The following is a 24,121-nucleotide window of genomic DNA, read 5'->3' on the forward strand; positions in this document are numbered from 1 at the left end:
GTAGATGAATGAATGGAAATGAATGCCTAACTTGCAAATGATTAAAAACTAGAACATGAAACTTAAATTTTTTGCCCTATTTACATTATTATTAACTGCTTTTTTTAGCTATGCACAAGACATGCAAGAAGGGTTTACCTATTTAGAAACAGGCAAATACGCGAAAGCGGAAACGTTTTTTCAAAGTATTTTAAAAGAATATCCACAAAACAAAACCGCTAGACTATGTTATGGTCGTGCGATTGGATTAAACGGAAAACCAGAAGCAGCAAATACACTATTTACAAATCTATTAGCAGATTACCCAACAGATTTTGAGGTGAAGCTAAATTATGGAGAGTCTTTATTATGGAATAGTAATTTTTCAAAAGCTAAAACTTATTTTAAGGGCTTGATAGATGAAGACCCTAAAAGTTTTCCTGCATTATTAAGTTACGCCAATACTCTTTCTAATTTAAAAGAATATAAAGATGCTTTAAAATATGTAGATAAAGCATTAGAAGTATTACCAGGAAACCCAAACGCATTAACCTCTAAAAAATACATGTATTTAGGATATGCTTACCAAAAACAGCAATCGCAAAAATACGATGAAGCTGAGTTATTGTTAAAAGAAAACTTAATTCTTTTTAATAATGACAAAGACACCTTATTAAACTTAGCCAACTTATATTTAATTGCCAATCGTTTAGAAGATGCCAAAGCAACCTATGACATTCTAGCTGAAAATCCTGAAAATAAAATCACAGCATTAAACGGTTTAGCATTAGTTTCGCATTTAAACGGAAAAGAAAAAGAGGCATTACAACTAAGTACAGAAGCTTTTGAAAGTCTAGATAAAACTACCGAACCGACACTTAGTCAACAAACGACAGAACGTTATGTACAAGCCTTAATTTGGAACAAGAAATTTAAAACATCAGATACGCTTATCGCAAATTTAATAGAAACCAAACCTAACGAAAACTGGTTATTGGCTTTACGTGCGACACTTAATATCTACAAAAGCGATTTTAAAAAGAGTGTTAAAGATTACGACCAAATTTTGGTAAATGATAGTACTTCTTTTGATGGTAACTTAGGAAACGCAAATGCATTAAAAGCTTTAGGTAAATATGAAGCGGCATATACTTCTGCAGAAAACACGTTGAAGTTTTACGAAAACCAAAAAGATGCTACCAACTTTATAAAAAACCTCAACACTACCTTTACTCCTTTTTACGAAGGAAAAACATCCTATTCCTTTGATAATGGAGATAACGAAGCATTTGCGTTTAACAACAATATAGAGTTTCCGTTTTCTACAAAATTTAAAGTATTAGCAAGCTATAATTACAGAAACACCACCAATGCCGTTACAAATAACGATGCAACTTCTAACGACTTTAGCTTAGGTCTTTCGTATCAATTATTACCAAACGTAACCTTTAAAGGTACTGCAGGATTAACCTCGGCAAAAGCAACTACAAATGATTATACGCAACTATTAACCGATGTTTCTTTTAATATTAAACCTTTTAAATTACAAGATTTAACGGTGGGGTACAAACGTGAATTACAAAGCTTTAATGCCGAATTATTAGATCGTGAAATAGTACAAAATAACTATTATGCAAACTATAGCTTAAACACGAACTTTAACTTAGGTTGGTTTACACAATACTTTTACACCAGCCAAAGCGATAACAATGCGAGAAACCTTTTATTTACTTCATTATACTATAACATTTTACCAAAACCATCACTTAAAGCTGGTATAAACTACCAATACATTACATTTAAAAACCAAGTGCCAACGGTTTATTTCTCCCCTGAAAAATTTAATGCAGTGGAAGTTTTTGCTAATCTTATTAAAGACGAAAACATAGCGAAACCTAAAGAATGGTTTTACGAATTAACTGCAGCAACAGGATTACAATATATTGAAGACGATAAAAGCCAAAGCACCTACAGAATACAAGGAAAACTTGGATATAAATTCTCCGATCGTTGTATGGCAAATCTATTTGGTACACGAAGTAATATTGCCTCTGCAACTGCTGCTGGTTTTACGTTTAATGAGGTTGGATTACGTTTTAAATGGTTATTGTTTGAAAAGCCTGTTTTTAGGGAGTAAGATTTATTATTTAATCTTATTAACTAAAATAAAAAGAGATTCTTAGTTTATTCGATCACTATGGGAATTCTTTAGTAGAACTGGCCCGGTATTAATTTTCCAGGAAGTCTTTTATTTCGCCATTTTCAGTAAAAGTTTGAATTTTTGGCACTCCTTTATCATCTACATATATCATCATTTTTGGAGGACCGTCAGGTCCAGCTAAAACTGCCCCGAACTGTTTCCTTTTGTTTTACCCATAAACAAACGGTTTACAGCTCCTTATTGTTCCATTAACGTATTAATTTTTCCGTACGTTCTTTTCCATCTTCAATCATGCTTAACTTTTTAAACTTATTATTTCTTTCGTCTATGATAGAACCAACCGAATATTGATTGATAGAGATTCCTCTTTTTATATATGCTTTAGCATTAGAATAATACTCATCATTAAGTATTTGTACTGCTTGATCATCTTTATAATTATCCATTGTAAAAGACATTTCGAAGATAATTTTTCCATCTTTTTCTTTTATTTTAAATACTAAACCACCACATTCATCTCCTTCGTTATTAAAGAAAAAATACCTAAAGGACGTTCTCTTTCTCCCATTCTTGCCATTCATTCTTCCTAAATGTTGCCTGTTTTCATTACTAAGTACCATTCTAGGTAAATTGTCTTCACCAATTACAGTAATTTTTTTTTACAATGAGCTCATCAAAACGCTCCATTTTATCTTTATTACTAAAAGCAAAAAAAGAAATAACTAAAGCACTTAAAAAAATAAGCTGTAAAGAAATTAATTTTTCTTTCTAGTTTTTTATTGATTTGATTATTGTTCATTGGATTTTGTTTTAAAAATTATTTCCCATTAAAAATTATAGTGCACGACTTTAAATAAGTATAATCCCATTGTAATTAACTATTAAATTTACTACTTAAAAAATACTTTCTGTAATTACTTCATTACATAAAAAAGATTCTTCAGTCGTAACTCCTTCTAAATAACAGCTTATGTAATTTCTTATTAAATAAAAGCTAAAACACTATCCTTCAAAACATAACGAAGCATTTCAACTTCCTTAAAATAAGAACAAAAAAAGGCAAGAGCCCTCGCTCTTGCCTTTAGTAGAAACCAACTTATAAGCTATTATTAGTTTTTAGGTTTCCACGCTATCAATCAAAAAACAAATAATTAGTGTTACTTTACAAGTAACTTCAAGGGATTATATTGGGTTTGTGTACTTACTATTTTACAGATGTATAAACCAGAACTTAAGTTATTTCTTTCTATTGCTATTTGGTTTTTACCTGCTTGTGCATTTACTGTAGTATGAAATACTACTTTACCTAATTGGTTATAAATAACTAATTGTACAGTTTCATTTTGATTTGCTCTAAAGTGAATATTAGATGCATTTCGCATTGGGTTTGGATATGCTTTTACAGAATTTGTTGTTGTATCTGTTTCAAAATCGTTTACAGATAAGGTATTTCCTGTAGAGAAACGTACATCCTGTACATCCATTTCTTTTGCGGTTCTTGTTCCGTCTTCACTTACCATTGTAAATACTATGGTAACCACATCGTTTGCTTGTAATTCGGTATTTAAAGCAGATGTAAATGCAGAAAAAGGTATTGCAAAACTCTGGTAATCTGCTGTTAAAGCAATGGTTGTTTTATATTGCTCTTCCCAATTGGTGATACTTTGTTTTACTAAAGTAATTTCTAAATTTCCTGTTCCTTTTGCTTTAAGTTTGAAGCTATCGTAGTTTGTTACATCTACTGCTTTAAAACGTGGTGTTAATGCTCTGTAAGCTGCAAAATAAGTACTTGTGTGTGCGCTTAAGCTTAGGTTTCTTTCTATTGGAAAATCTGCCGCATCAAATTCATTCGTATTAGGTGAAATATTGTAATTAGTTACAACTGTTCCTGCTTGTGAATCATCAACTCCCCAAGGCCCATCGGACATAAATAAATCGTCTGGTGTGTTTATACCATCTCCAATTCTAAACCCAACATCAAATAGATTTCCTGTTGGTACTTGAATATTGGTAATATAATTTTCGTTTAAGTTTAAGTTAGACGATGTGTAGTTAAAGTCACTCGTTTCTGTTTCTCTATAACCAGAATCGAAAGTTACATTTTCGGTTGCATTGGTATTTATTATTTGAAGATCTAAGGCGCCATTGTTATACTTTCCTTTTCTTACAAAAACGGTTGGAGGCGTAGATAATTCGTAACCAGAGATTGGTTTTACTACTTCTAATAAGTTTAATACTTCTTGAGACAAGCTATATAAATCGTCTATAGAATTGGACCAGATTTGAAAGTTGTAAAAAGTTATATTTTCTTCATATACATCTAAATTCCAATGGCTTTCTATTGCAAAATTCGCATCGTTATTAGCAACTTTAGCAGATAAGCTTAAAACATATTCAAAAGAACCGTCTGCATTTTTTATAATGGATTTAATGAATGCTTGATCATTAATATCAATGGTAGAAACCGAAATTAATTCTGCTCCTAATAATCTATCACAAATATATTTGGTATGTTCGTATACACCGTTTTCTGTTTTTAAAGCTAAGATGGAAGCTATAGACGCATCGTTTTGCATATAATCTACAGAATACACTTCTGTTGCGTTGGTAATGTTTAATAAGTCTGAAGGTGTAGACTCTACTGCATAATCTTCGTTAATAGTTGTTAATGGTACAAAATCTTGTAATTGAAAATCATTGGTGGTTCTACTAGTATAACTTACTGGGTTTGGAGTAACACGTTTTGCCGACATTTGGTCAAAGGCATAGCTCTTTTTAGCACGATTAAAGTTACGTTTGCTAATTGCTTCCGATAATCTTCCGTTACTTTCTAAACCGCCATCGTTAGCAGTTGTAGGTGGTGCAATCACTTCGCAACTTCCAAAACCTGAACAAGAAGGATCTTCGCAATCTATTAAACCATCTCCATCATCATCAATACCATTATCACATATTTCTTGAGCAACTGGAGCTGTTGGGCAACGTGCACCATCATTACTAGAGCTTGAAGGACCAAATGCAAATAAATTAGATTCCATAACATTTATTCCGTCTAAATCCTGAACACTTTGTATTACATAAACAGTTCCGGTTTCATTAGCCGAGACATAAAAACGACCATCTGCATCAAAATATACAGCTCCATATGAATAGCTTAATCCAGATAGAATTGGGACAACACCTAAAGATGATACTGCACTTGTTATTGGGTTAATTCTATATAAAACATTTGAAGTTTTTTCTACTGCATATAAGTTACCATCTACTGCATTAAAGGCCCAATCATGGATGTTAATATTCTGTGTTAAACTTTCTGTTGAAAGGTATTGTGTATAAGTTGCAGAGTTAGGATTTAAATCTACTTTAAAATAGCTTGTTCCTCCAGCTTTAAAATAATAAATACCATCGGGGCTAATATCTCCAACATATTTATTTCCTGTGGTTAGTTCTGGTATCGTAAAAGATGTAGTTTGGAAATCTTTTCCAATTCTAACAATGGTTTTAGAAGGTGTACTTAAATAACCCCAAATAAAACCATCTGCTGGATTATATGCTGCCGCATTAATATTTCCTGGTGTAATATCTGTTGCAGCAAGGTAAGAATTACCAGATGCTAAATCAATTGCATATACATCATTACGTTGAAATAAGTATGCACTATAATCGCAATTAAAAGGAATATTTTGTGCTTGTGTTGTTAAACCAACTAATACTACTGCTAGTATTACTAGTTGATTTTTTAATATGTGTAATTTTGTTTTCATGGTATATTTATTTCTTATTTACAGTACAAATTTATTGATATTACCTGCTCCAAATTATGTTTTTCGTTTCGTGTAGCTTTAGTGTAGACGAATGGTAATTATGTGTAGATAAGCTATTTTAAATTATAGCTTTACAAAGATGTTTGTTACGTAATTACTGCCTGTTTCATCTTCTTTTGAAGAAATACCAAAGTCTGTATAAACTGGATTTTCTATAGCTTGTCTATGTCCTTCGCTATTTAACCAAGCATTCACTATGGATGTAGCACTATTATAACCGTAACCAACATTTTCTGATACTTTTTTTGCATTCACCGAATCTTTTAAGTTTTGAGAACGTTCACTAAAATGATCATGACTTATAGTACCTTGACTAGCCATATATTGGTTATGTGTAATCGCTTCTTTGGAGGCTTGACTAAGTAGACTTAATGTATCAAGACCTATCGAAATTCTATGTGCATTTATTAGCTCTGCAATTTCATAATCTAAAGTTGTATATGTTACCTGTACAACTTGTGTAGTATAATTTTCTGAAGAATTAACATCCTTTTCAACAGAGCAAGACATTAAAAATGTACTTAATAAAACGGTTATAATAACTGCTACTTTTTTCATCGGTTTTGGTTTAATTTGACGACAAAACTATTAGGAAAGCAAGCTGCATTTTATGTTTTTCGATTAGTGTAATTTAAAGTATAGATGAATGGTAAATTACAGAAGTTAAAGGCAAAAAAAAGACAGAAAAATAAATTTCTGCCTTTTTATATACTAACCAATGAATCCCTTAACTGATTACAATGTAAACATAATGCTAATGAAAGCGTTTGTTGGTTTTAAATAGGTTTGAAACGAATTTTAAGACGACTCTCTTAAAATAATCGTTGAAATGCAATGTCTTATAATAAATTAAGCCTTTTCATTAATTCTGGCCTATTCGATCTACTTACGGGAATAACATCTTTTTTAATTAAAACACTGTTATCTTCTATATCAATTATCTTTTTAATATTGATAATATACGATCTATGTACTTTTAAGAATAAATTGTCTGGAAGTTTTTCTTCTATTTTTTTTAAGGTAGAATGTACAGTATAATTTTTATCTTCTGTTTTAACCTGAATATAATCTCCCTTAGCTTCGACTAAGTAAATACTTGGGATATCTATTTTAATTAAGCGTCTATCTATATTTACATACAAGTCGTTACCTGAAGTACTTTCAACTTTTTCTGTTTTTGAAGCTTTCGTAACGGGTTTATTTTGTTTAGCTTCTGCTTTACCTATAGCTTTATTAAACCGTTCTTGGGTAATTGGTTTTACCAAATAATCGACAATACAGTCATATTCAAAAGCTTGAATAGCAAAATTAGGATCTGATGTTGTGAGTATTATTTTTGGGGGATTTTTAAGGGTTTCAATAAAATCGAAACCTGTAAAATCTGGCATGTGTATATCTAAGAAAATTAAATCAACTTCATTTTGATTTAAGTATTTAATAGCTTGCATTGCATTAGGAAATTCTTCTAAAACATTAAGACTTGGCACATTGGAGCATAATTGCGAAATAATCATTCTAGCAGTAGCTTCGTCATCAATAACAATACAATTCATATGGTATATTTAAATTTCTTCTAGATATATTGTTATGCTGTTTAAAATAGCTTCAAATGCTTCCTTATGGTTTGTAGAACCTTCTAGCAAACAATTTTCGTATGCTACTGCAACTTCATAACCTTTCTCGAGCCCTAAAATACTAATTTTATGTTTAAGTTTATGTACATTTTCTGCTGCTAACTTATAATTTTTAGCATTGTAGTTATTAAAATACACTAATTTCTCTTCTGGAAACTCTTTTTTTATAACATCTATTAGTTTTTGTTTAAATGCTTGATCACCTCCAGACAAGCTGTTAATGTAAGATTGATTAGGCTGTTCCATTTGGGGATTTTTTAAGGGTGAAATAAAATGTGGTTCCAATATGAACTTGCGATTCTAGCCATATTTTTCCTCCATACAATTCGACAATTTTTTTAACAATAGACAATCCTATTCCGGAAGAATCTGGATTATTTTCTAATTTCTCAAAGGTTTTAAAAATTTTGTTAAAGTAGGTTTTGTCAATACCTTTTCCGTTATCTTTTATGTGAAATTGCCAGTATTCCTTTTTATCTTCTAAACCAATAGCAACAGTTCCTTGATCTTTATCATTATACTTTATTGCATTGCCAATTAGGTTTTGAAACAGTTGTTTCAATCTATATTTATCACCTTTAATTATAGGTAAATCTGTTTTTGTAATATGAATATGGTCTGGGACTTGAATACTTTTTAATAAGTCTTCAATTAAATTATTTAAATCTACATCGTATACTTCTATTCGGTTTTTACCTATGGTTGAATATTCTAAAATACCACTAATTAGGGTATCCATTTTTTCAACATTTGTTCGAATTAGTTTTAATGTTTTTTTTCCGTTTTCATCAAATATTTCTTCATAATCCTGTCCTAACCAAGCGGTTAATGTATCTATACTACGAAGTGGTGATTTTAAATCGTGAGATACCATATGTGCATAATCGCTAAGCTCTTGGTTTTGATGTGCAAGTTCATTTAACATAAATTGCTTTTGCTTGTTCATTTGAACAATCTCCTTAGTTTGGTTATCAATAAAATCTACCAAATTAGAACCAGTTAACTCGACATTCTCTTCTTTTTCGTCTTCTTTTAAATTATAAAATTTTAGTGTATCGATAACACTTTTAAGTTTATTAATAACTTCCTTTTGTTCGTCTGCTTCCTTTTGTAATTTTCGGTTAGCGGTATATAATTCGTCAGAGCTAATAGCCATTGCTCTTTGAATCATAGCAGATTGTTCGTCAAAATTATTATACGACAAATCTACAGCGTTAATAAACGTTTTTAAATTTTCATTGTTTTTTAACTCTTCACTTAAATATTTACGAATTTGTCTTTTTAAAAGGGAATTCATTATTCGCTTATTAGCGTTATGGTCATGGTTTGATTATGCAATTGGCAAGCTACTTCACCATGAAAAGGCGCTATCTCCCCATAGGAATAAAAACCACTAATTACAGTATCATTACCTATAACCTCTATTACTTCTTCAATTTCTTCTTCTACACGTTGGTCTAGCACTAATTTTCTGCCAATACAACTTACTAATATGGCTAATTCTGGTTTATTTGTTCGGTATTCTAATGCTTGTCTTGCTGCACGTTCGGATGCATTTGCAATATGATCTACATTAGTCATCATAAGCTGAACTTTAGAATTTTCTTTAATATCTCCTGCTAAAATTACAGCATTCTCTTCTTCATTTATATTTAAAATAGATCTTACAATAGATTGCTTTTCGTCTGTAGACTTCACATTTAAAGGATATAATAATGCTGCTCCTGGTAAGTCTTTTGCTTTATCTCCTAAGTAACTTTTATATAAGTCAAGAGCTGGTTTTCCATCTAATTCAAACAAGGTATTGCCTTTAGATTTTGTTACTCTTCGCTCTGGGCCAAAAGGTGTCCATCCACCATGAATAGAGAAAGAAATTTCAAGGGTATCTCCATAAAAACCAATAGCTACAAGTTCCCCTTCTTTTGGATTTTCATTATAAGATGCTAATGTTTTTTCAAATCTATCATCATCTCCACATAAACCACCTGTTATTACTATATTATCAGATGTTGATGCGCTCATACCTTTGGTAAGTTGGCTACCATTAATAAAACTACCTTCAGAAACTACTAGTACATATTTTAAGTTTTCTTGCGAAAGCTGATTTATTAAATCGTTACCAGTTTTATAACTATCTAAATCTTTGTTTAAAACATTACTTGTCTGTATTTGAAAAGTGCTTTTTTCAAACTCAATTGCAGTAATAGTTATACTTTCTTGGTTTACTGTGTTCGATGAAATTTCGGCACATGAAGATGCAAAAACAATATGTCCATCAGGAAATAATTGTTTAATATCCTTGTAAACATCTTTGTCTTCTAACATATATCTGTTACCAAAAACCAATACTAAAGGTTCTTTTAACTCTTGTTTTTCGACAACATATTCCCAATCTTTATTTTTATTTTTTACTAGTTGTACTGTTTTCATTTTTATTTTTTTAAAGTGAAATAGAAAGTGCTACCTACATTTGGTTCGCTATCTAACCATATTTCTCCTTCATGTAAGTTGATAATTTTTTTAACAATAGATAAGCCAATTCCTGAGGAATCTTTACTTTTCTTTAGAGAATGAAATATCTTAAATATTTTATCATGATATTTTTTCTCAATACCAATACCATTATCTTTAATAGAAAACTTATAATGACTTTTTAAGTCTTCTACATCTATTATAATACTTCCATGCTCTTTATCTATAAACTTAACAGAGTTACTAATTAAATTTTGAAATACTTGTTGAAGTTTCGTTCTATCCCCAATTATATTTGGTAATGTATTTAAACTTTTAATTTCTATATGATCTGGAATGTATAAAATCGATACTAATTCGTTTACTAAACTATTTAAATCGACTTCTGTTTTTAAGGAAGTCTCTGCGCCTACACTAGAATAATTTAAAACATCTGTAATTAGTTGTTCCATTTTCTCTAATGTAGTTTCTATAAGCCCTATGTTTTGTATACTTATATCGTCAAATTTACCTTGATTGTCTTCTTTTAACCAACTAACTAGTGCATGTATGCTTCTTAATGGTGATTTTAGATCGTGGGATACAATATGTGCGTACTCTTGTAATTCGTCGTTACTTTTTTCTAGTTTACTTAATAATTTTTCTTTTTGAAATTCTAAGTTTTTAATTGCCGTAATGTCTAGATGTATACCAATAGAACCTATTACTTCTCCATCTATATTATAATTTGGTGCTCCACTTATTAATAAATACAGTATTTCACCTGCTTTATTTCTGGCTTTAATTTCATAGGAGCTAGATTCTCCTTTAAGACGTTTAACATTCTCTTTTAAAATAACATCAGAAGAGCCGTCTATTGCAAAAAGCTCTCTTGCATTTTTACCTAAAACTTCTTCCTGTTTAAATCCAGAAATTTTCTCAAAGCTTTGGTTTACCATTAATATTTCTTCATTATTATTTACTTCGACCAAACCTAAATTCATATTGGCAATAATGCTGTAATACTTTTGTTTTTGAGCTTCAAGGCTTTTTCTATAAGTTCTGTTTAAGGTGACATCTTTAAATGTCCATAAATAGCCTTTACTGGTATCACCTGTTATTATTGGAATATAGTTTCTCTCGAGTATTTTACCATCTAACATTTCTAGTTCGTCTCCTAAAACTGTTTTTTTATTTTCATCAATAACTCGCATTCTTTGCAAAAAGGAGTCTGGGTTTTTAAATAGCACTTTATTTTGTTCGGAGGCAGCTTGGCAATCCATCCCTATTAGATCTGATGGTTTTGCTTCAATATTAAAAAGGTCACAAAATTTATTATTTGTAAGAACAATGTTACGGTTTTCGTCTTCTAATACGATACCACTGTCTAGATTAACAACTAGTGATGCTAATCTATTTTCGGATGCTATTAATTTTTCTTCGGATGCTTTTTGGTCTGTTATATCTCTAACAATACCTTGTGCTGCAACGGGTTTTTTTTCTTTATCAAAAATTAAACTAGCATTTATATGTACCCATTTAACCTCTTTAGATTTAGTGTACACTCTAGCTTCGTAATTTTTAAAATAGGCTTTATTTTGCAGTTCCATAAAAGAAGATATTGCATATGGATAATCTTCTTTATAAATAAGATTTACAACGTTTATTTCTTCTCTACTAATATCGTAACCAAATAATTTAGTTGCTGCTTCATTAAATTTTATGATATTTCCTTGTAAATCCATAACAACATATGCATCTACAATATTTTCAAAAACACCTTGTAATTGTGAAGATTTCTCTTCTAGTAATTGCTCTAGTCGTTGTGATGTAAAGTATAATTCTCTTGATTTTTCTTCAAGAATTTTTTCGGCTGCTTTTCTTGCCGCTTTTTCTCTTTTTAAAGCACGTTGTAATATTTCTACTTGCTCTTGACTCATTAATTTTTATGAATAACAAATCGCACTTCTGTTCCGTCTTCTTTAATTTTTTCTAAATCTATTTTTGCAGTTGAACCAAAGTGTTCGAAAGTTTTGTTCATTAAACCTAAGCCAAAGTGATGCATAGCTCTGCTAGAAGTATATATCATTACTAAAGAGTTTTCTGTTTTTTCGACAACTTCAAAAGTTGGCAATTCTGCATCTGGATAAATTTTTCTAACTTCTACATGAATATGATTTTCTATAGATGAAATCATTTCAATTGGGTCTTTATATGTTTCTAAGAGTCCAGGATAACTTTTTTCAATTACACTGAAAAAGTGTTCGGCATATACCAATAACAAGTTGTCTATTGATATACCTGTGTTTTCGCTTAAATGCCCTAATAATTGTAACATTTCTGAAAAACTATATGTCCCTACGGCTGTATAAATGCCTTCAGATTCTAATGTAGAACTTGAGATAATATTATCGACCATTTCTAATCCAAATTTATCTTCTACTAATTCTAAAAACTCGGTAAAAACTATTCCTTTCATTTTTTTAAACTACTATTAACTCGTTGATACTCCAATATGCTAATAATTTTTCAATTTTACTAACATAATCCTCATATTTTAATGGCTTTAAAATATAACCAGCAACACCTATCTTATAACATTCTAATAAATCTTTTTGATTATTGGATGTTGTTAAAATTATGGTAGGAATATATTTTAATACATCATCTTTTTTTAAAATGCTTAAAAACTCGATGCCATTTATTTTTGGCATATTTAAATCTAATAAAATAACATCAGGTAAGTTATCTTTTTGCTCTAAAATTTCTAGTGCTTCTTCTCCATTATTTGCTTCAATAATTTTATGATCTAATTTTAATGTAGAAATCGTTCTATTCAATTTCATTATTTCAATCATGTCATCTTCAATAAGAAGTATTTTAAGTTTTTTTAACATTACGAGGGTCTTTTATTTAACACAACAAAGCTAGATTTAATAGGAGTTTTTATTTTTTATATTCGATTAGAACGATTTTAGTGTCGACCAATAACGTTTAAGTGTCGACCAATGGTTTTTTACAATACCTAAATCTATTTTTTATTAATAGAATAAAGTGTTGTTAATAGATTGTTTTGAGAATGTATTTTTAATTGTTTTAAATCTGTAAGAAACTCAAGGGGCATATTTTTTAATTGTTTGTCTTGTAAATTCATTTCTAAATGATTTATAAACTCTAAGTTTCTTATGTTTTTATTTAAAGCATATTTTTCCATCGTTTTTAAGCTATATTTTTCATCATCAATGTTAATTGGATATGTATTATTTTCGACTGTATTATTTTTTTCATTTTTAAATAACTTTCTACTTATTTTATTTAAAAATAATAAAGAGGGAACTTCTGTTTTTAACATGGTTTGTTTGGATTAACTGGTACAAAATTAACCGAAGACTAACCTGTTATATTAAATATTCTTTTAACAAACAATGTCTATAGATGGGCGGGAAGCAAGTGTCGACGAATGGCTTTATAAAACCATAAACACCTATATACAAACAATATAGCAAGAGATTTATTATAGCCGACATAACAGAAAGTGTTTTAAATTTCACTTTACCCCATAAAAAAAGCCCTTACATTGCTGTAAAGGCTTTTACCCATTTGGCTCCTCTTCTAAGACTCGAACTTAGGACCCTCTGATTAACAGTCAGATGCTCTAACCAACTGAGCTAAAGAGGAGTGTCGTTTTCTTTTAAAGTCTTTTTTCTGACTTTTCGCTTTTGCTAAAACTATTATTTTTTTTTAGAGAACTAACTCCTAAAAAAATGAGTTTATCACTTTTGCGAGTGCAAATATATATTATTTTTTAATTTCTACAAATACAAAATTAAAAATAATTAAAATTATTTTAACCACTCTTGAATCGCTTTAAATGCATCGTTTCCGTTTGCAAACAAAACCAAACCTATAAGAAGTACAAAACCAACTAATTGCGCGTACTCCATGAATTTATCTCCTGGTTTTCTTCCGGAAACAATTTCATATAATAAAAACATTACATGACCACCATCTAGTGCTGGAATTGGTAATAAATTTAATACACCTAACATGATAGACAAGAAAGCTGTCATTTTCCAAAATACTTGCCAGTTCCATTGTGCAGGAAACATTTGACCTATAGCAGCAAAACCTCCAATTTGTGATGCTCCCTTTTTAGTGAATATGTATTGAAATTGTGCTAAATAGTCTTTTATCTCCCAATAACCTTTACTAATACCTCCCGAAATACTTTCTCCTATGGCGTATTCTTTCTGGTTAATTTTAATAAAATCTGGATCCGTTCTGGTTACCGAAATACCAACCTTATTATCTTCGGTTGGTGTTATCGTAAATTCCTTTTCTTCATTATTACGTTCTACTAGTAAAACAATATCTTTTGTTGCACTATTTTTTAATTGATACGTGAAATCTGAAAAATAAGTAATCGGATTTCCATTAACTGCTACAATTTTATCTTCTGCCTTTAATCCCGCTTGTTCTGCTGGTAAACCTGGTTCTACTCCTTCTAATTTAAAAGGGGATCTTGGTTCGAAAGCTGGCAAATCTCCAGCTGCAAAAAGCTGTTTACCAATATCTTCTGGTATAGCAAGATCTTCCATAGCACCATTAGTATGTTCTACTTTTATGGTTTCAATATTTCTAAACATTAGATATTTACTAACATCTTCTGTTAAATCTTCAATTGGTTCGCCATCTACAGAAACAATTTTATCTCCTTGTTGAAAACCATAGTTCTCCATAGTTTTACTAACTCCGTAGCCATATTTTACATCATCTTTATTGATATAAACGGTTCCCCAAACAAATAGTATTACCATGTAAAGGAAGAATGCCAGTACAAAGTTCATAAAAACACCACCTAACATAATGATTAATCGTTGCCAGGTTGGCTTAGAGCGAAACTCCCATGGTTGTGGTGGTTTAGCCATTTGCTCTTTATCCATACTTTCATCTATCATTCCTGCTATTTTTACATAACCTCCAAGGGGCAACCAACCAATACCATATACGGTTTCGCCAATTTTTTTCTTGAATAATGAGAATTTAATATCGAAAAATAAGTAGAACTTTTCCACTTTGGTTTTAAATAGTTTTGCAGGAATAAAATGTCCTAGCTCATGTAAAACTACTAATATAGAAAGGCTCAAAAATAACTGAGCGGCTTTAATTATAAATACAGTCATGTATTGGGTTTTGTTTATAACGTGCAAAAGTACGTTTTTATACTAACTAAAAAAAGTGCAAAGATATATTGCTTAATCCTTTAACAGCCTTTTATGAAAAACACCTTGATTTGTGGAAAATTTTACAAAATGTACTCCAGACGACAATGTTTCTGTAGCAATACTTTCCTGATAGCTAGACTCTAAAACCAATTTCCCTAATACGTCATAAATTTGAATCGTATTAACTATTAACCCTTCCGGTTTTGTAAAATTAATACTTGTTGTTGTTGGGTTTGGATACATGAATAACTGATTCTTTAAATAATAAGTATTGGTACTTAATGTTACCATATTATTTTTAGAAATTAGGTCTACATCTGGATCTAATAGAATTTCACTAATTTCAAAACTTACAGTTTCAACAAAAGTTTCTCCTTCATAAGTATTATTTAAAATGATATTTAATTCTTCCCCATTTGTTCCAATAATTCTTAACGGAATAGGTGCTTCAAAATAAGTCACAGAACTATGACTTTGGGTTTGATTTACTTCTAATTGAAGGCTATTTACATCTACCCAACTCGCATTAATTGTGTATGTTGGATATCCTTGATTGTATACCCAATCGTTAAAAAACTCGGTTAAATCTTCCCCACTAACAGTTTCCATTTTAGAAATATAATCTGGAGTTTTCGCATAATCGAAAGCTAAATTAGTATCGCTTAAATAGTCTTGCATTCCTTGATAAAAATTAGCATCTCCAACTTTCTTTCTAAGCATGTGCAAAACCATGGATCCTTTATTGTAACTTAATCTACTATTAAAAATCCTACTAACACTTGTAGTGTCACTGTCTGTTAAATACACCGCTCCATCTGTTTGAGATGTTATAGAACTAACGCGTCCTTGTTTCCAACTAGTAAAGCTTGCTTCTCCGTCAAAATCTTCAATTACTAGTCCAGACAAATAGGTAGCAAAGCCTTCATTTAACCAAATATCTTTCCAGCTACCACAAGTAATTTTATCTCCAAACCATTGGTGAGCTAATTCGTGAGCTATTAAATTTCTACTAAAACTTCCCATAAAAGAAACGGTAGTATGTTCCATACCTCCTCCCCAACCAAATTGAGCGTGTCCATATTTTTCGGAAGCGTAAGGATATTCCTCAAATTTCTCAGAAAACAATTCCATAATATCTACAGTTACTTCTGTACTAGCTTGTGCCAATGTTAGACTTTCTGGATATACATAATTTACAATTTCGAAAGGATTCCCATTATTTGCAACCGTGTGAGAATAGACTTCATAATTAGTAGCTGCAATAGCAATTAAATACGCTGGAATAGGAAATTCATGCTTATAATGTGTCGTTTTATTAGTGCCATTTACGGTTTGACTTTGTTCTACACCATTACTAACTGCAATATATTCTTCTCCTTGCGAATTAAATTGCGGCGTTGTAATATATACGTCTATACTTTCAATTTTATCATTTAAATCTTGTTTACAAGGCCACCACCCTTTAGCTCCATAAGGTTCCGATAATGTCCAAATTATTGGATCACTATTATGAGTGGTTTGAGCAAAAGAACCAAAACCAGAACTTATTGGGTTTCCAGAATAACTAATCTCTACAATCCCTGTTTGCCCAGTATTTAAGGTTTGCGCTAAGACTATTACAAGCTCATCGTCTGTATTTTGAGTAAATGACAGTGTATTTCCGTTTTGTAAAACTTGAGATACGATCATATTATCTGCTAAATCAAAAGTTACTTCTGTCATGTTTTCTTTAGCCATAAAATGTGTAGTTACAACTCCCGAAATACCTGTAATACTTGGGTCTATAGTAAATTCTAATTGATGATAAGTAACATCGTAATTCCCTGTATTTAAATTAACTCTTTGGTTATAAATTCTATTGGATGCAGATTTAGCTTCTGCTTCAACCAGAGTATTTAATTCGTCATCATAGGTTTGCCCAAAAGAAAAAATGGTAGATAATAATAGGATCAATAAAAAATAATTTTTCATTTCAATATCATTTTTAAACATTAAAGTTACAATATTTAGTTGTATTTAATGTAACCTTTATTACTAGCTCAAGATGAAATAAATTGTAATTTTGTATACAAAATTTTTTTTCATGCTTTCATTTTTTAAAGACTACAAATATTTTGCTATTGTTTTAGGGATTTTATCCATTATTATTATTTCTATTTTCTACAGTATTTTAAAAGTAGACAGAGTTCTCCCTGTCTATCAACCTGCTTTGGTTAATGCCGAATTAGTTGATAGCACAATTCAGTATAAAAAGAAATATCATAAAATAGCAGATTTTAGCCTTACTAATCAAAATGGAAAAACAATAACGCAGGAAGATTATAAAGACAAAATTTACGTAGCCGACTTCTTTTTTACCACTTGCCAAACCATTTGTCCGTTAATGACAGATAACATGTATCAAATTCAAAAAGAGATTTTAAATGATGACGAAGTGATGTTGCTTTCACATTCGGTTACACCTAAAATAGATAGTGTTGCACAATTAAAACGTTACGCTTTAAAAAAAGGTGTAAATGATGAAAAATGGAACTTAGTAACTGGAGATAAAAAACAAATTTACGCGCTTGCAAGAAAAAGTTATCTAGCAGTTAAAGACGCAGGTGACGGAGGTCCTTTTGATATGGTACACACTGAAAACTTTATGCTTATTGACAAAAAGCGTCAAATTAGAGGCTTTTATGATGGCACAAAAACAGAAGATGTAGAACGTATTTTGGAAGACATTAAAACGTTAAAAAAAGAATATAAATAGTTTATTAAGCAACTATTTTTTTAGCAACTACTTTTATAGTACATTTGCTTCTTTAAAATCAATCTAAATAAGCTTGCAAATAACAATAGCACATCTTAAACGAGGAGAACAAGGTATTATAACGGATGTTTCATCTATACATATACCATTAAAACTTTTAGAAATGGGTTGTCTGCCTGGTAATACGGTAGAGCTTCTGCAGGTTGCTCCTTTTCAAGACCCAATGTATTTAAATATAAATGGAACACATTTAGCGATTAGAAAAGAAACTGCAAGTCATATATTAATCGAAAAAATTATCCATGAGTAAACAAATAAATGTTGCACTTATTGGAAACCCAAATACCGGAAAAACCTCCGTGTTTAATGCCCTTACTGGTTTAAACCAAAAAGTTGGAAACTATCCTGGAATTACGGTTGAAAAAAAAGAAGGTATTTGCAAACTACCTCGTGGTGTAAAAGCCCATATTATAGATTTACCTGGAACCTATAGTTTAAACGCTTCTTCTTTAGATGAGAATGTCGTTATAGAACTGCTTTTAAATAAAAACGATAAGGATTATCCAGATGTTGCGATTGTTGTAAGTGATGTTGAAAATTTAAAAAGAAACTTACTCCTTTTTACTCAAATAAAAGATTTAGAAATCCCTTGTATTCTAGTTATTAATATGTCTGACAGAATGAAATATAAAGGTATTTCGTTAGACATTGAATATTTAGAAGAACAACTAAAAACAAAAATAGCATTAATAAGCACGCGTAAAAGCGAAGGTATAGACTCCTTAAAAAAACTAATTACAGACTATAAAGATTTATCTGTTACCCCTTGTCTTCATGCTTCTGAAATTGACAAGGAATATTTTGATAGACTCCGTAATACTTTTCCAAACCAACTCTTATACAAACTTTGGCTAGTTATTACACAGGATGTAAATTTTGGAAAACTAGAAAGAAAAGAAATGGAAGCTATTTCTAGTTTTAAAACTAAATCTTCAAGCAACTTAAAAAAATTACAGCAAAAAGAAACCATAAAAAGATATCAGTTTATTAATAATGTTCTTAAAAAAGGACAAACTATAGACGCTAGTCAAGCTAAAGGTTTACGTGCAAAATTTGACAAAATATTAACCCATAAAGTTTGGGGTTATGTCATTTTTGCTTTCATTTTATTAACTATTTTTCAAGCTATTTATGACTGGTCTAGCATACCAATGGATTTAATAGATTCTGCTTTTGCTTCGTTAAGTGAATGGACAAAAAACGCATTACCTAAAGGTGCTTTTACCAATTTAATTGCCGAAGGAATAATTCCCGGACTTGGTGGTGTTGTTATTTTTATTCCTCAAATTGCATTCTTATTTCTATTTATCGCCCTTTTAGAAGAAAGTGGCTACATGAGTCGTGTAGTCTTTTTAATGGACAGAATTATGAGACGCTTTGGCCTTAGCGGAAAAAGCGTTGTACCGTTAATTTCTGGTACCGCATGTGCAATTCCTGCAATTATGGCTACAAGAAATATTGAAAGCTGGAAAGAACGATTAATTACCATTTTAGTGACCCCTTTTACTACCTGCGCTGCTAGGCTTCCTGTATATTTAATTATTATTGCTTTAGTGATTCCCGAAGGTCGTTTTCTTGGTTTAAGCTACCAAGCGCTAACTTTAATGCTTTTGTATTTAATAGGATTTGGAACAGCAATTTTTTCTGCATATATTTTAAATAAAATACTAAAAATTAAGAACAAAAGTTTCTTTGTAGTAGAAATGCCAAACTATAAGCTTCCGCTGATTAAGAATGTTGCTTTAACGGTTTTAGAAAAAACAAAATCATTTGTATTTGGAGCTGGAAAAATAATTTTAGCAATCTCAATTATATTATGGTTTTTAGCTTCTTACGGACCAGGGAAAAACTTTAATAATGCCGAAGAAATTGTAAAAACAGAATATGCTTCGCAAAATTTATCTGAAGAAGAGTTAGACCAAAAAGTGGCTTCTCATAAACTAGAACACTCTTTTATTGGTATTACAGGAAGAGCTATTGAACCTGTTATTAGGCCTCTAGGTTACGACTGGAAAATAGGTATTGCTATTGTGAGTAGTTTTGCTGCTCGTGAAGTTTTTGTTGGCACATTAGCAACCATTTATAGTGTTGGTAGTGATGAGGAAGAAACCATTAAAAACAGAATGGCTAAAGAAGTCAACCCAATTACTGGCGGACCATTATTTACCTTAGCCTCGGGTATTTCACTACTTTTATTTTATGCTTTTGCCATGCAGTGTATGAGCACTTTAGCTATTGTTAAAAGAGAAACCAATTCTTGGAAATGGCCAACCTTACAATTAATAATAATGACCATTATTGCGTATATAGCAGCATTAATTGCTTATCAGTTTTTAAAGTAATCCTTTTTTTGTAAATTTAGAAGAAAGATTTCGACCAATTAATTATGAATACGATCATTCAAAATATACTAGCTTTTTCTTCTGTTTTACTTGCATTAGCATTTATTATTAAGAAGTTTTTTTATAAAAAGAAAGCTAAAAAAGCCTGCGGAACAGACGATTGCGGTTGTCATTAATTACTTACATCTAGTTGTACATAATAATCTTCTTTCAAAATTTTATTATTAGCAACAGGATATGGCATTACTTTAATACCCGAAATATTTAAAACATCTGAAGTAAATAAATTACCTATTTCATTATTAAAAGTACTTCTTGCATTAAAAACTAATTTTTTTTTGTACCACTTTTTTATTGTGCTCATAAACATCTACCAAAATAATTACTTCTCCTTCCCAAATGCATTGAACCGCTTTAGGACAGCGAGAATCTTGAACTACTTCTACAAACTTTAAACGTATATCATTAACTTGTAAATCTTCACCAAAATTAAGTTTAGTCACAATTTTTGGCGGTATTACAGTATTTGTTTTTGTAGAATCTTGAGCAAAAAGAGCAGATGCAGCAAATAATAGAATAATAAATGATACGTACTTCATAGTGTAGTTATTAGTAGCTTATAATCCTAAATCGTGCCAAAATATTTTGTTTTCTTTTAAACCTTCTTTAAATATAAATTCTTAGCTACATTTTGAGAAACAACAATTTCTGTATTTTCTAATGCAATTTTTATAGAATTATCATAAGGCTCCCTATGTTTAATGGTTATTATTGTGCCTAAAGCAATTTTATTACTATCTAAATATTTTAAAAAACTAGAAGAATCATCATCTACTCCAACACATTTATATGTAGAACCAACTTCGGCTTTAGCTAGAATAATCTTTTCTATATGCTGAAAATTTCCTTCTTTATCAGGAATTGGATCTCCATGAGGATCATGCTTCGGAAATTCTAAAAAAGCATCTAACTGATTAATCAGCTTCTCTGACTTAATGTGCTCTAAGTGTTCTGCAACTTCATGAACTTCATCCCAAGAAAAATTCAATTTTTCAACTAAAAAAACTTCCCAAAGTCGATGTTTCCTAATAATATTTACAGCTACAACCCTTCCCGCTTCTGTTAATGTGACTCCTTGGTATTTTTTATAATCTGCATAATTTTTTTCCGACAATTTTTTAATCATATCTGTAACCGAAGAAGCTTTAGTCTGCATGACTTCAGCTATAGCATTTGTATTTACGGATGTATCACCATTGCTTCCAAGATGATAAATTGCTTTTATATAATTTTCTTCTGTTAATGTAATCATAGTATTATTATCTCTTACAAATATAGAAAAGATATATTTCTTAAAATATTTTTAGACTAGTCTAAATTTTATTTTATATTTGATTAAAAATAATTCTACATGAAACTAATTTATTTCATAGTTATACTATTTTACGGTTCTACTATAGTTGCACAAAGCATTTATAATGTGGAAGGAAAAGTTATATCAAACGGAGAACCACTTTCATTTGCTAATATTTATATTGAAAACACCACAAAAGGAAGCACAACCGATGAAAATGGTCATTTTTTAATTAAAAATTTAGAGAAAGGAAACTATACAATAATAGCTTCATTTACTGGGTATAAAACACAAAAAAAAACGATTCATATTTCAGACAAAACTGTTTATATAAACTTCCATTTAAATGAAAATGACGATTTAGAAGAAATCATAATAACAGGCACATTAAAAGCAGTTTCTAGATTAGAGAGTCCTGTTCCTGTAGAAGTATATTCCCCAACATTTTTGAAAAAAAATCCAACACCAAATATTTTTGAAGCACTACAAAATGTAAATGGAGTTAGACCACAATTAAATTGTAATGTTTGTAATACTGGGGATATTCATATTAATGGTTTAGAAGGACCTTACACTCTAGTTTTAATTGATGGTATGCCAATTGTAAGTGGCCTGTCTACCGTTTATGGTTTGTCTGGAATTCCAAATTCATTAATAGAACAAATAGAAGTGGTTAAAGGACCGGCTTCCTCACTATATGGAAGCGAAGCTGTAGGCGGTTTAATTAATGTTATCACCAAATTACCTGAAAATGCGCCAAGATTCTTTGCAGATGGATTTGTTACAGGTTGGGGTGAAGTAAATATAGACGCTGGTTTTAAAGCAAATGTAGGTGAAAAAGCAACGGTTTTATTTGGTACTAATTATTTTAAATACGACAATCCTGTGGATAATAACAAAGATAATTTTACCGATCTAACATTACAAGATCGTATTTCTATTTTCCAAAAATGGGATTTTAAAAGAGCAAATAACAAAAAACTAGCTCTTGCTGGTCGTTACTTTTATGAAGATCGTTGGGGAGGAGAGCTACAATGGACTAAAGCAGATAGAGGAGGTAATGAAGTTTATGGTGAAAGTATTTATACCTCTCGATTTGAAATTTTAGGCAACTATGAATTACCCTTTAAAGAAAAAGTGAATTTTCAATTCTCCTATTCCGATCACGATCAAAACTCAGTGTATGGAGACACGCCTTATTTAGCGCAACAACGTATTGGGTTTGGCCAATTTATTTGGGATAAAAAAATAAGTAAAAACGATCTGCTTTTTGGCGCTGCATTTCGTTACAATTATTATAATGATAATACCACAGCAACTCCAAATGCAGACAAAGTGACTATTCCATCTTTATTTGTTCAAGATGAAATAGCTTTTAATAAAAAACAAAGTTTGTTATTAGGTCTGCGTTTTGATTATGATACTAGACATGGTACTATTTTCACACCAAGAATCGCTTACAAATACAAACCAACAGATAGTGATATCATTCGGTTAAATGCTGGAACAGGCTTTAGAGTTGTTAATCTATTTACCGAAGAACATGCAGCACTTACTGGAGCAAGAGAGGTGATTATAAAAGAGGAACTAAATCCGGAAGAATCCTATAATGTTACACTTAATTATCTTAAAAAATTATACTTAAAAAACGGGATGTATTTTACTTTAGACACTTCTGCTTGGTATACCTATTTTACAAATGCTATCATTCCAGATTATGATACCAATCCAAATCAGATTATATATGACAATCTAGATGGTTATTCTACATCAAAAGGACTTAGTATCAATATAGATGCTGTTATAAAAAATGGAATAAAAGCGTCTATTGGCGCTACGTATCAAGAGGTTTCACAAACGAAAAATGGTGAGCGAATAGATCAAATACTCACAGAAAAATATTCTGGCGTATGGTCTTTTAGTTATAAAAACTACCCAACGAATCTTACTTTAGATTATACAGGTAACATTTATGGGCCAATGCGATTACCATTACTAGGAGATTTAGACCCAAGACAAGAATACTCTCCAACTTGGAGCATACAAAACATTCAGCTTACTCATGATGGAATAGATAATTTAGAAATATATGGAGGTGTTAAAAATCTTTTAAACTGGACACCCAACAAAGGAAATCCGTTTGTAATAGCAAGAGCAAACGATCCTTTTGACGAAAATGTAGCATTTAACACTAATGGAGATGTCATTGCAACCACAGACAATCCATATGCACTAACCTTTGACCCATCGTATGTTTATGGTCCAAACCAAGGTATTCGATTGTTTTTTGGTGTAAGATATAAATTAAATTAATCGCTCATTTTTAGTACTTTCGC

Annotated in this window: 22 protein-coding genes and 1 tRNA gene; 6 read left to right on the forward strand and 17 right to left on the reverse strand. The window is 30.6% G+C overall.

Annotation, left to right across the window (positions count from 1 at the left end; translation table 11 throughout):
• The first annotated feature begins 55 nt into the window (after window positions 1-55).
• A complete protein-coding gene (locus ACVC3Y_RS13300) occupies window positions 56-2,116 on the forward strand; it encodes a tetratricopeptide repeat protein (RefSeq protein WP_452227159.1) in 2,061 nt (686 codons plus the stop codon).
• 272 nt (window positions 2,117-2,388) lie between these two features.
• Here ACVC3Y_RS13300 and ACVC3Y_RS13305 read toward each other — a convergent pair whose 3' ends face one another.
• The 14 genes from ACVC3Y_RS13305 to ACVC3Y_RS13370 form a co-directional block, all read right to left on the reverse strand.
• Window positions 2,389-2,760, reverse strand: a complete 372-nt coding sequence (locus ACVC3Y_RS13305; protein ID WP_452227160.1) for a hypothetical protein — start codon at window positions 2,758-2,760, stop codon at window positions 2,389-2,391.
• A 537-nt stretch (window positions 2,761-3,297) separates the two neighbouring features.
• Window positions 3,298-5,904, reverse strand: coding sequence for a DUF6923 family protein (locus ACVC3Y_RS13310; protein ID WP_452227161.1), 2,607 nt, complete (start codon window positions 5,902-5,904; stop codon window positions 3,298-3,300).
• Window positions 5,905-6,027: 123 nt separating this feature from the next.
• A complete protein-coding gene (locus ACVC3Y_RS13315; protein ID WP_452227162.1) occupies window positions 6,028-6,522 on the reverse strand; it encodes a CAP domain-containing protein in 495 nt (164 codons plus the stop codon).
• Between the two features lie 281 nt (window positions 6,523-6,803).
• Window positions 6,804-7,517: a LytR/AlgR family response regulator transcription factor gene (locus ACVC3Y_RS13320; protein WP_303421701.1), complete on the reverse strand. Its 714-nt coding sequence runs from the start codon at window positions 7,515-7,517 to the stop codon at window positions 6,804-6,806.
• Window positions 7,518-7,526: 9 nt separating this feature from the next.
• Window positions 7,527-7,844: an Hpt domain-containing protein gene (locus ACVC3Y_RS13325; RefSeq protein ID WP_452227163.1), complete on the reverse strand. Its 318-nt coding sequence runs from the start codon at window positions 7,842-7,844 to the stop codon at window positions 7,527-7,529.
• Window positions 7,831-8,895 carry a sensor histidine kinase gene (locus tag ACVC3Y_RS13330; RefSeq protein ID WP_452227164.1) on the reverse strand — a complete coding sequence of 355 codons (1,065 nt, stop codon included), beginning with the start codon at window positions 8,893-8,895 and terminating at the stop codon, window positions 7,831-7,833. The genes ACVC3Y_RS13325 and ACVC3Y_RS13330 overlap by 14 nt, the downstream gene beginning before the upstream one ends.
• Window positions 8,895-10,028, reverse strand: a complete 1,134-nt coding sequence (locus ACVC3Y_RS13335) for an FIST signal transduction protein (RefSeq protein WP_303421695.1) — start codon at window positions 10,026-10,028, stop codon at window positions 8,895-8,897. Before ACVC3Y_RS13335 ends, ACVC3Y_RS13330 begins: the two co-directional genes overlap by 1 nt.
• Window positions 10,029-10,030: 2 nt before the next feature.
• The gene (locus tag ACVC3Y_RS13340) at window positions 10,031-11,989 is read right to left on the reverse strand and encodes a PAS domain-containing sensor histidine kinase (RefSeq protein ID WP_452227165.1); all 1,959 of its coding nucleotides are present in this window, start codon (window positions 11,987-11,989) and stop codon (window positions 10,031-10,033) included.
• Window positions 11,989-12,528 carry a heme NO-binding domain-containing protein gene (locus ACVC3Y_RS13345; protein WP_303421691.1) on the reverse strand — a complete coding sequence of 180 codons (540 nt, stop codon included), beginning with the start codon at window positions 12,526-12,528 and terminating at the stop codon, window positions 11,989-11,991. The genes ACVC3Y_RS13340 and ACVC3Y_RS13345 overlap by 1 nt, the downstream gene beginning before the upstream one ends.
• Window positions 12,529-12,532: 4 nt before the next feature.
• Window positions 12,533-12,946 carry a response regulator gene (locus tag ACVC3Y_RS13350; protein WP_452227166.1) on the reverse strand — a complete coding sequence of 138 codons (414 nt, stop codon included), beginning with the start codon at window positions 12,944-12,946 and terminating at the stop codon, window positions 12,533-12,535.
• A 134-nt stretch (window positions 12,947-13,080) separates the two neighbouring features.
• A complete protein-coding gene (locus ACVC3Y_RS13355) occupies window positions 13,081-13,401 on the reverse strand; it encodes a hypothetical protein (protein WP_303421687.1) in 321 nt (106 codons plus the stop codon).
• Window positions 13,402-13,650: 249 nt separating this feature from the next.
• Window positions 13,651-13,727: transfer RNA gene (locus tag ACVC3Y_RS13360), tRNA-Asn, on the reverse strand.
• A gap of 164 nt (window positions 13,728-13,891) precedes the next feature.
• Window positions 13,892-15,232 carry an RIP metalloprotease RseP gene (rseP, locus tag ACVC3Y_RS13365; protein WP_303421685.1) on the reverse strand — a complete coding sequence of 447 codons (1,341 nt, stop codon included), beginning with the start codon at window positions 15,230-15,232 and terminating at the stop codon, window positions 13,892-13,894.
• Between the two features lie 72 nt (window positions 15,233-15,304).
• On the reverse strand, window positions 15,305-17,245 hold the full coding sequence (locus tag ACVC3Y_RS13370) for a M1 family aminopeptidase (RefSeq protein WP_452227167.1): 1,941 nt from the start codon (window positions 17,243-17,245) through the stop codon (window positions 15,305-15,307).
• A gap of 112 nt (window positions 17,246-17,357) precedes the next feature.
• On the opposite strand from ACVC3Y_RS13370, the gene ACVC3Y_RS13375 reads away from it, so the two are divergent.
• The 4 genes from ACVC3Y_RS13375 to ACVC3Y_RS13390 all read left to right on the forward strand — a co-directional run bounded on the left by ACVC3Y_RS13375 (window position 17,358) and on the right by ACVC3Y_RS13390 (window position 20,607).
• On the forward strand, window positions 17,358-18,029 hold the full coding sequence (locus tag ACVC3Y_RS13375) for an SCO family protein (protein WP_452227168.1): 672 nt from the start codon (window positions 17,358-17,360) through the stop codon (window positions 18,027-18,029).
• Window positions 18,030-18,102: 73 nt separating this feature from the next.
• Window positions 18,103-18,339 carry a FeoA family protein gene (locus ACVC3Y_RS13380; RefSeq protein ID WP_303421681.1) on the forward strand — a complete coding sequence of 79 codons (237 nt, stop codon included), beginning with the start codon at window positions 18,103-18,105 and terminating at the stop codon, window positions 18,337-18,339.
• A complete protein-coding gene (gene feoB, locus ACVC3Y_RS13385) occupies window positions 18,332-20,431 on the forward strand; it encodes a ferrous iron transport protein B (protein WP_303421680.1) in 2,100 nt (699 codons plus the stop codon). Before ACVC3Y_RS13380 ends, feoB begins: the two co-directional genes overlap by 8 nt.
• A 44-nt stretch (window positions 20,432-20,475) precedes the next feature.
• The gene (locus tag ACVC3Y_RS13390; protein WP_452227169.1) at window positions 20,476-20,607 is read left to right on the forward strand and encodes a FeoB-associated Cys-rich membrane protein; all 132 of its coding nucleotides are present in this window, start codon (window positions 20,476-20,478) and stop codon (window positions 20,605-20,607) included.
• On the opposite strand, the gene ACVC3Y_RS13395 is transcribed toward ACVC3Y_RS13390, so the two are convergent.
• From ACVC3Y_RS13395 to ACVC3Y_RS13405, 3 genes are read right to left on the reverse strand one after another with little or no spacing between them, the layout of a single operon-like run.
• Window positions 20,604-20,795 carry a hypothetical protein gene (locus ACVC3Y_RS13395; RefSeq protein ID WP_452227170.1) on the reverse strand — a complete coding sequence of 64 codons (192 nt, stop codon included), beginning with the start codon at window positions 20,793-20,795 and terminating at the stop codon, window positions 20,604-20,606. The two genes, ACVC3Y_RS13390 and ACVC3Y_RS13395, sit on opposite strands and share 4 nt — an antisense overlap.
• Entirely contained in the window at window positions 20,752-21,030 is a 279-nt protein-coding gene (locus tag ACVC3Y_RS13400) for a hypothetical protein (protein WP_452227171.1), read from the reverse strand. The genes ACVC3Y_RS13395 and ACVC3Y_RS13400 overlap by 44 nt, the downstream gene beginning before the upstream one ends.
• A gap of 56 nt (window positions 21,031-21,086) precedes the next feature.
• On the reverse strand, window positions 21,087-21,743 hold the full coding sequence (locus ACVC3Y_RS13405; protein ID WP_303421676.1) for a metal-dependent transcriptional regulator: 657 nt from the start codon (window positions 21,741-21,743) through the stop codon (window positions 21,087-21,089).
• A 99-nt stretch (window positions 21,744-21,842) separates the two neighbouring features.
• Between ACVC3Y_RS13405 and ACVC3Y_RS13410 the strand changes: the two genes are divergently transcribed.
• Entirely contained in the window at window positions 21,843-24,098 is a 2,256-nt protein-coding gene (locus tag ACVC3Y_RS13410) for a TonB-dependent receptor (protein WP_452227172.1), read from the forward strand.
• The last annotated feature ends 23 nt before the right edge of the window (window positions 24,099-24,121 follow it).

It is taken from the genome of Lacinutrix cladophorae, assembly GCF_053604645.1.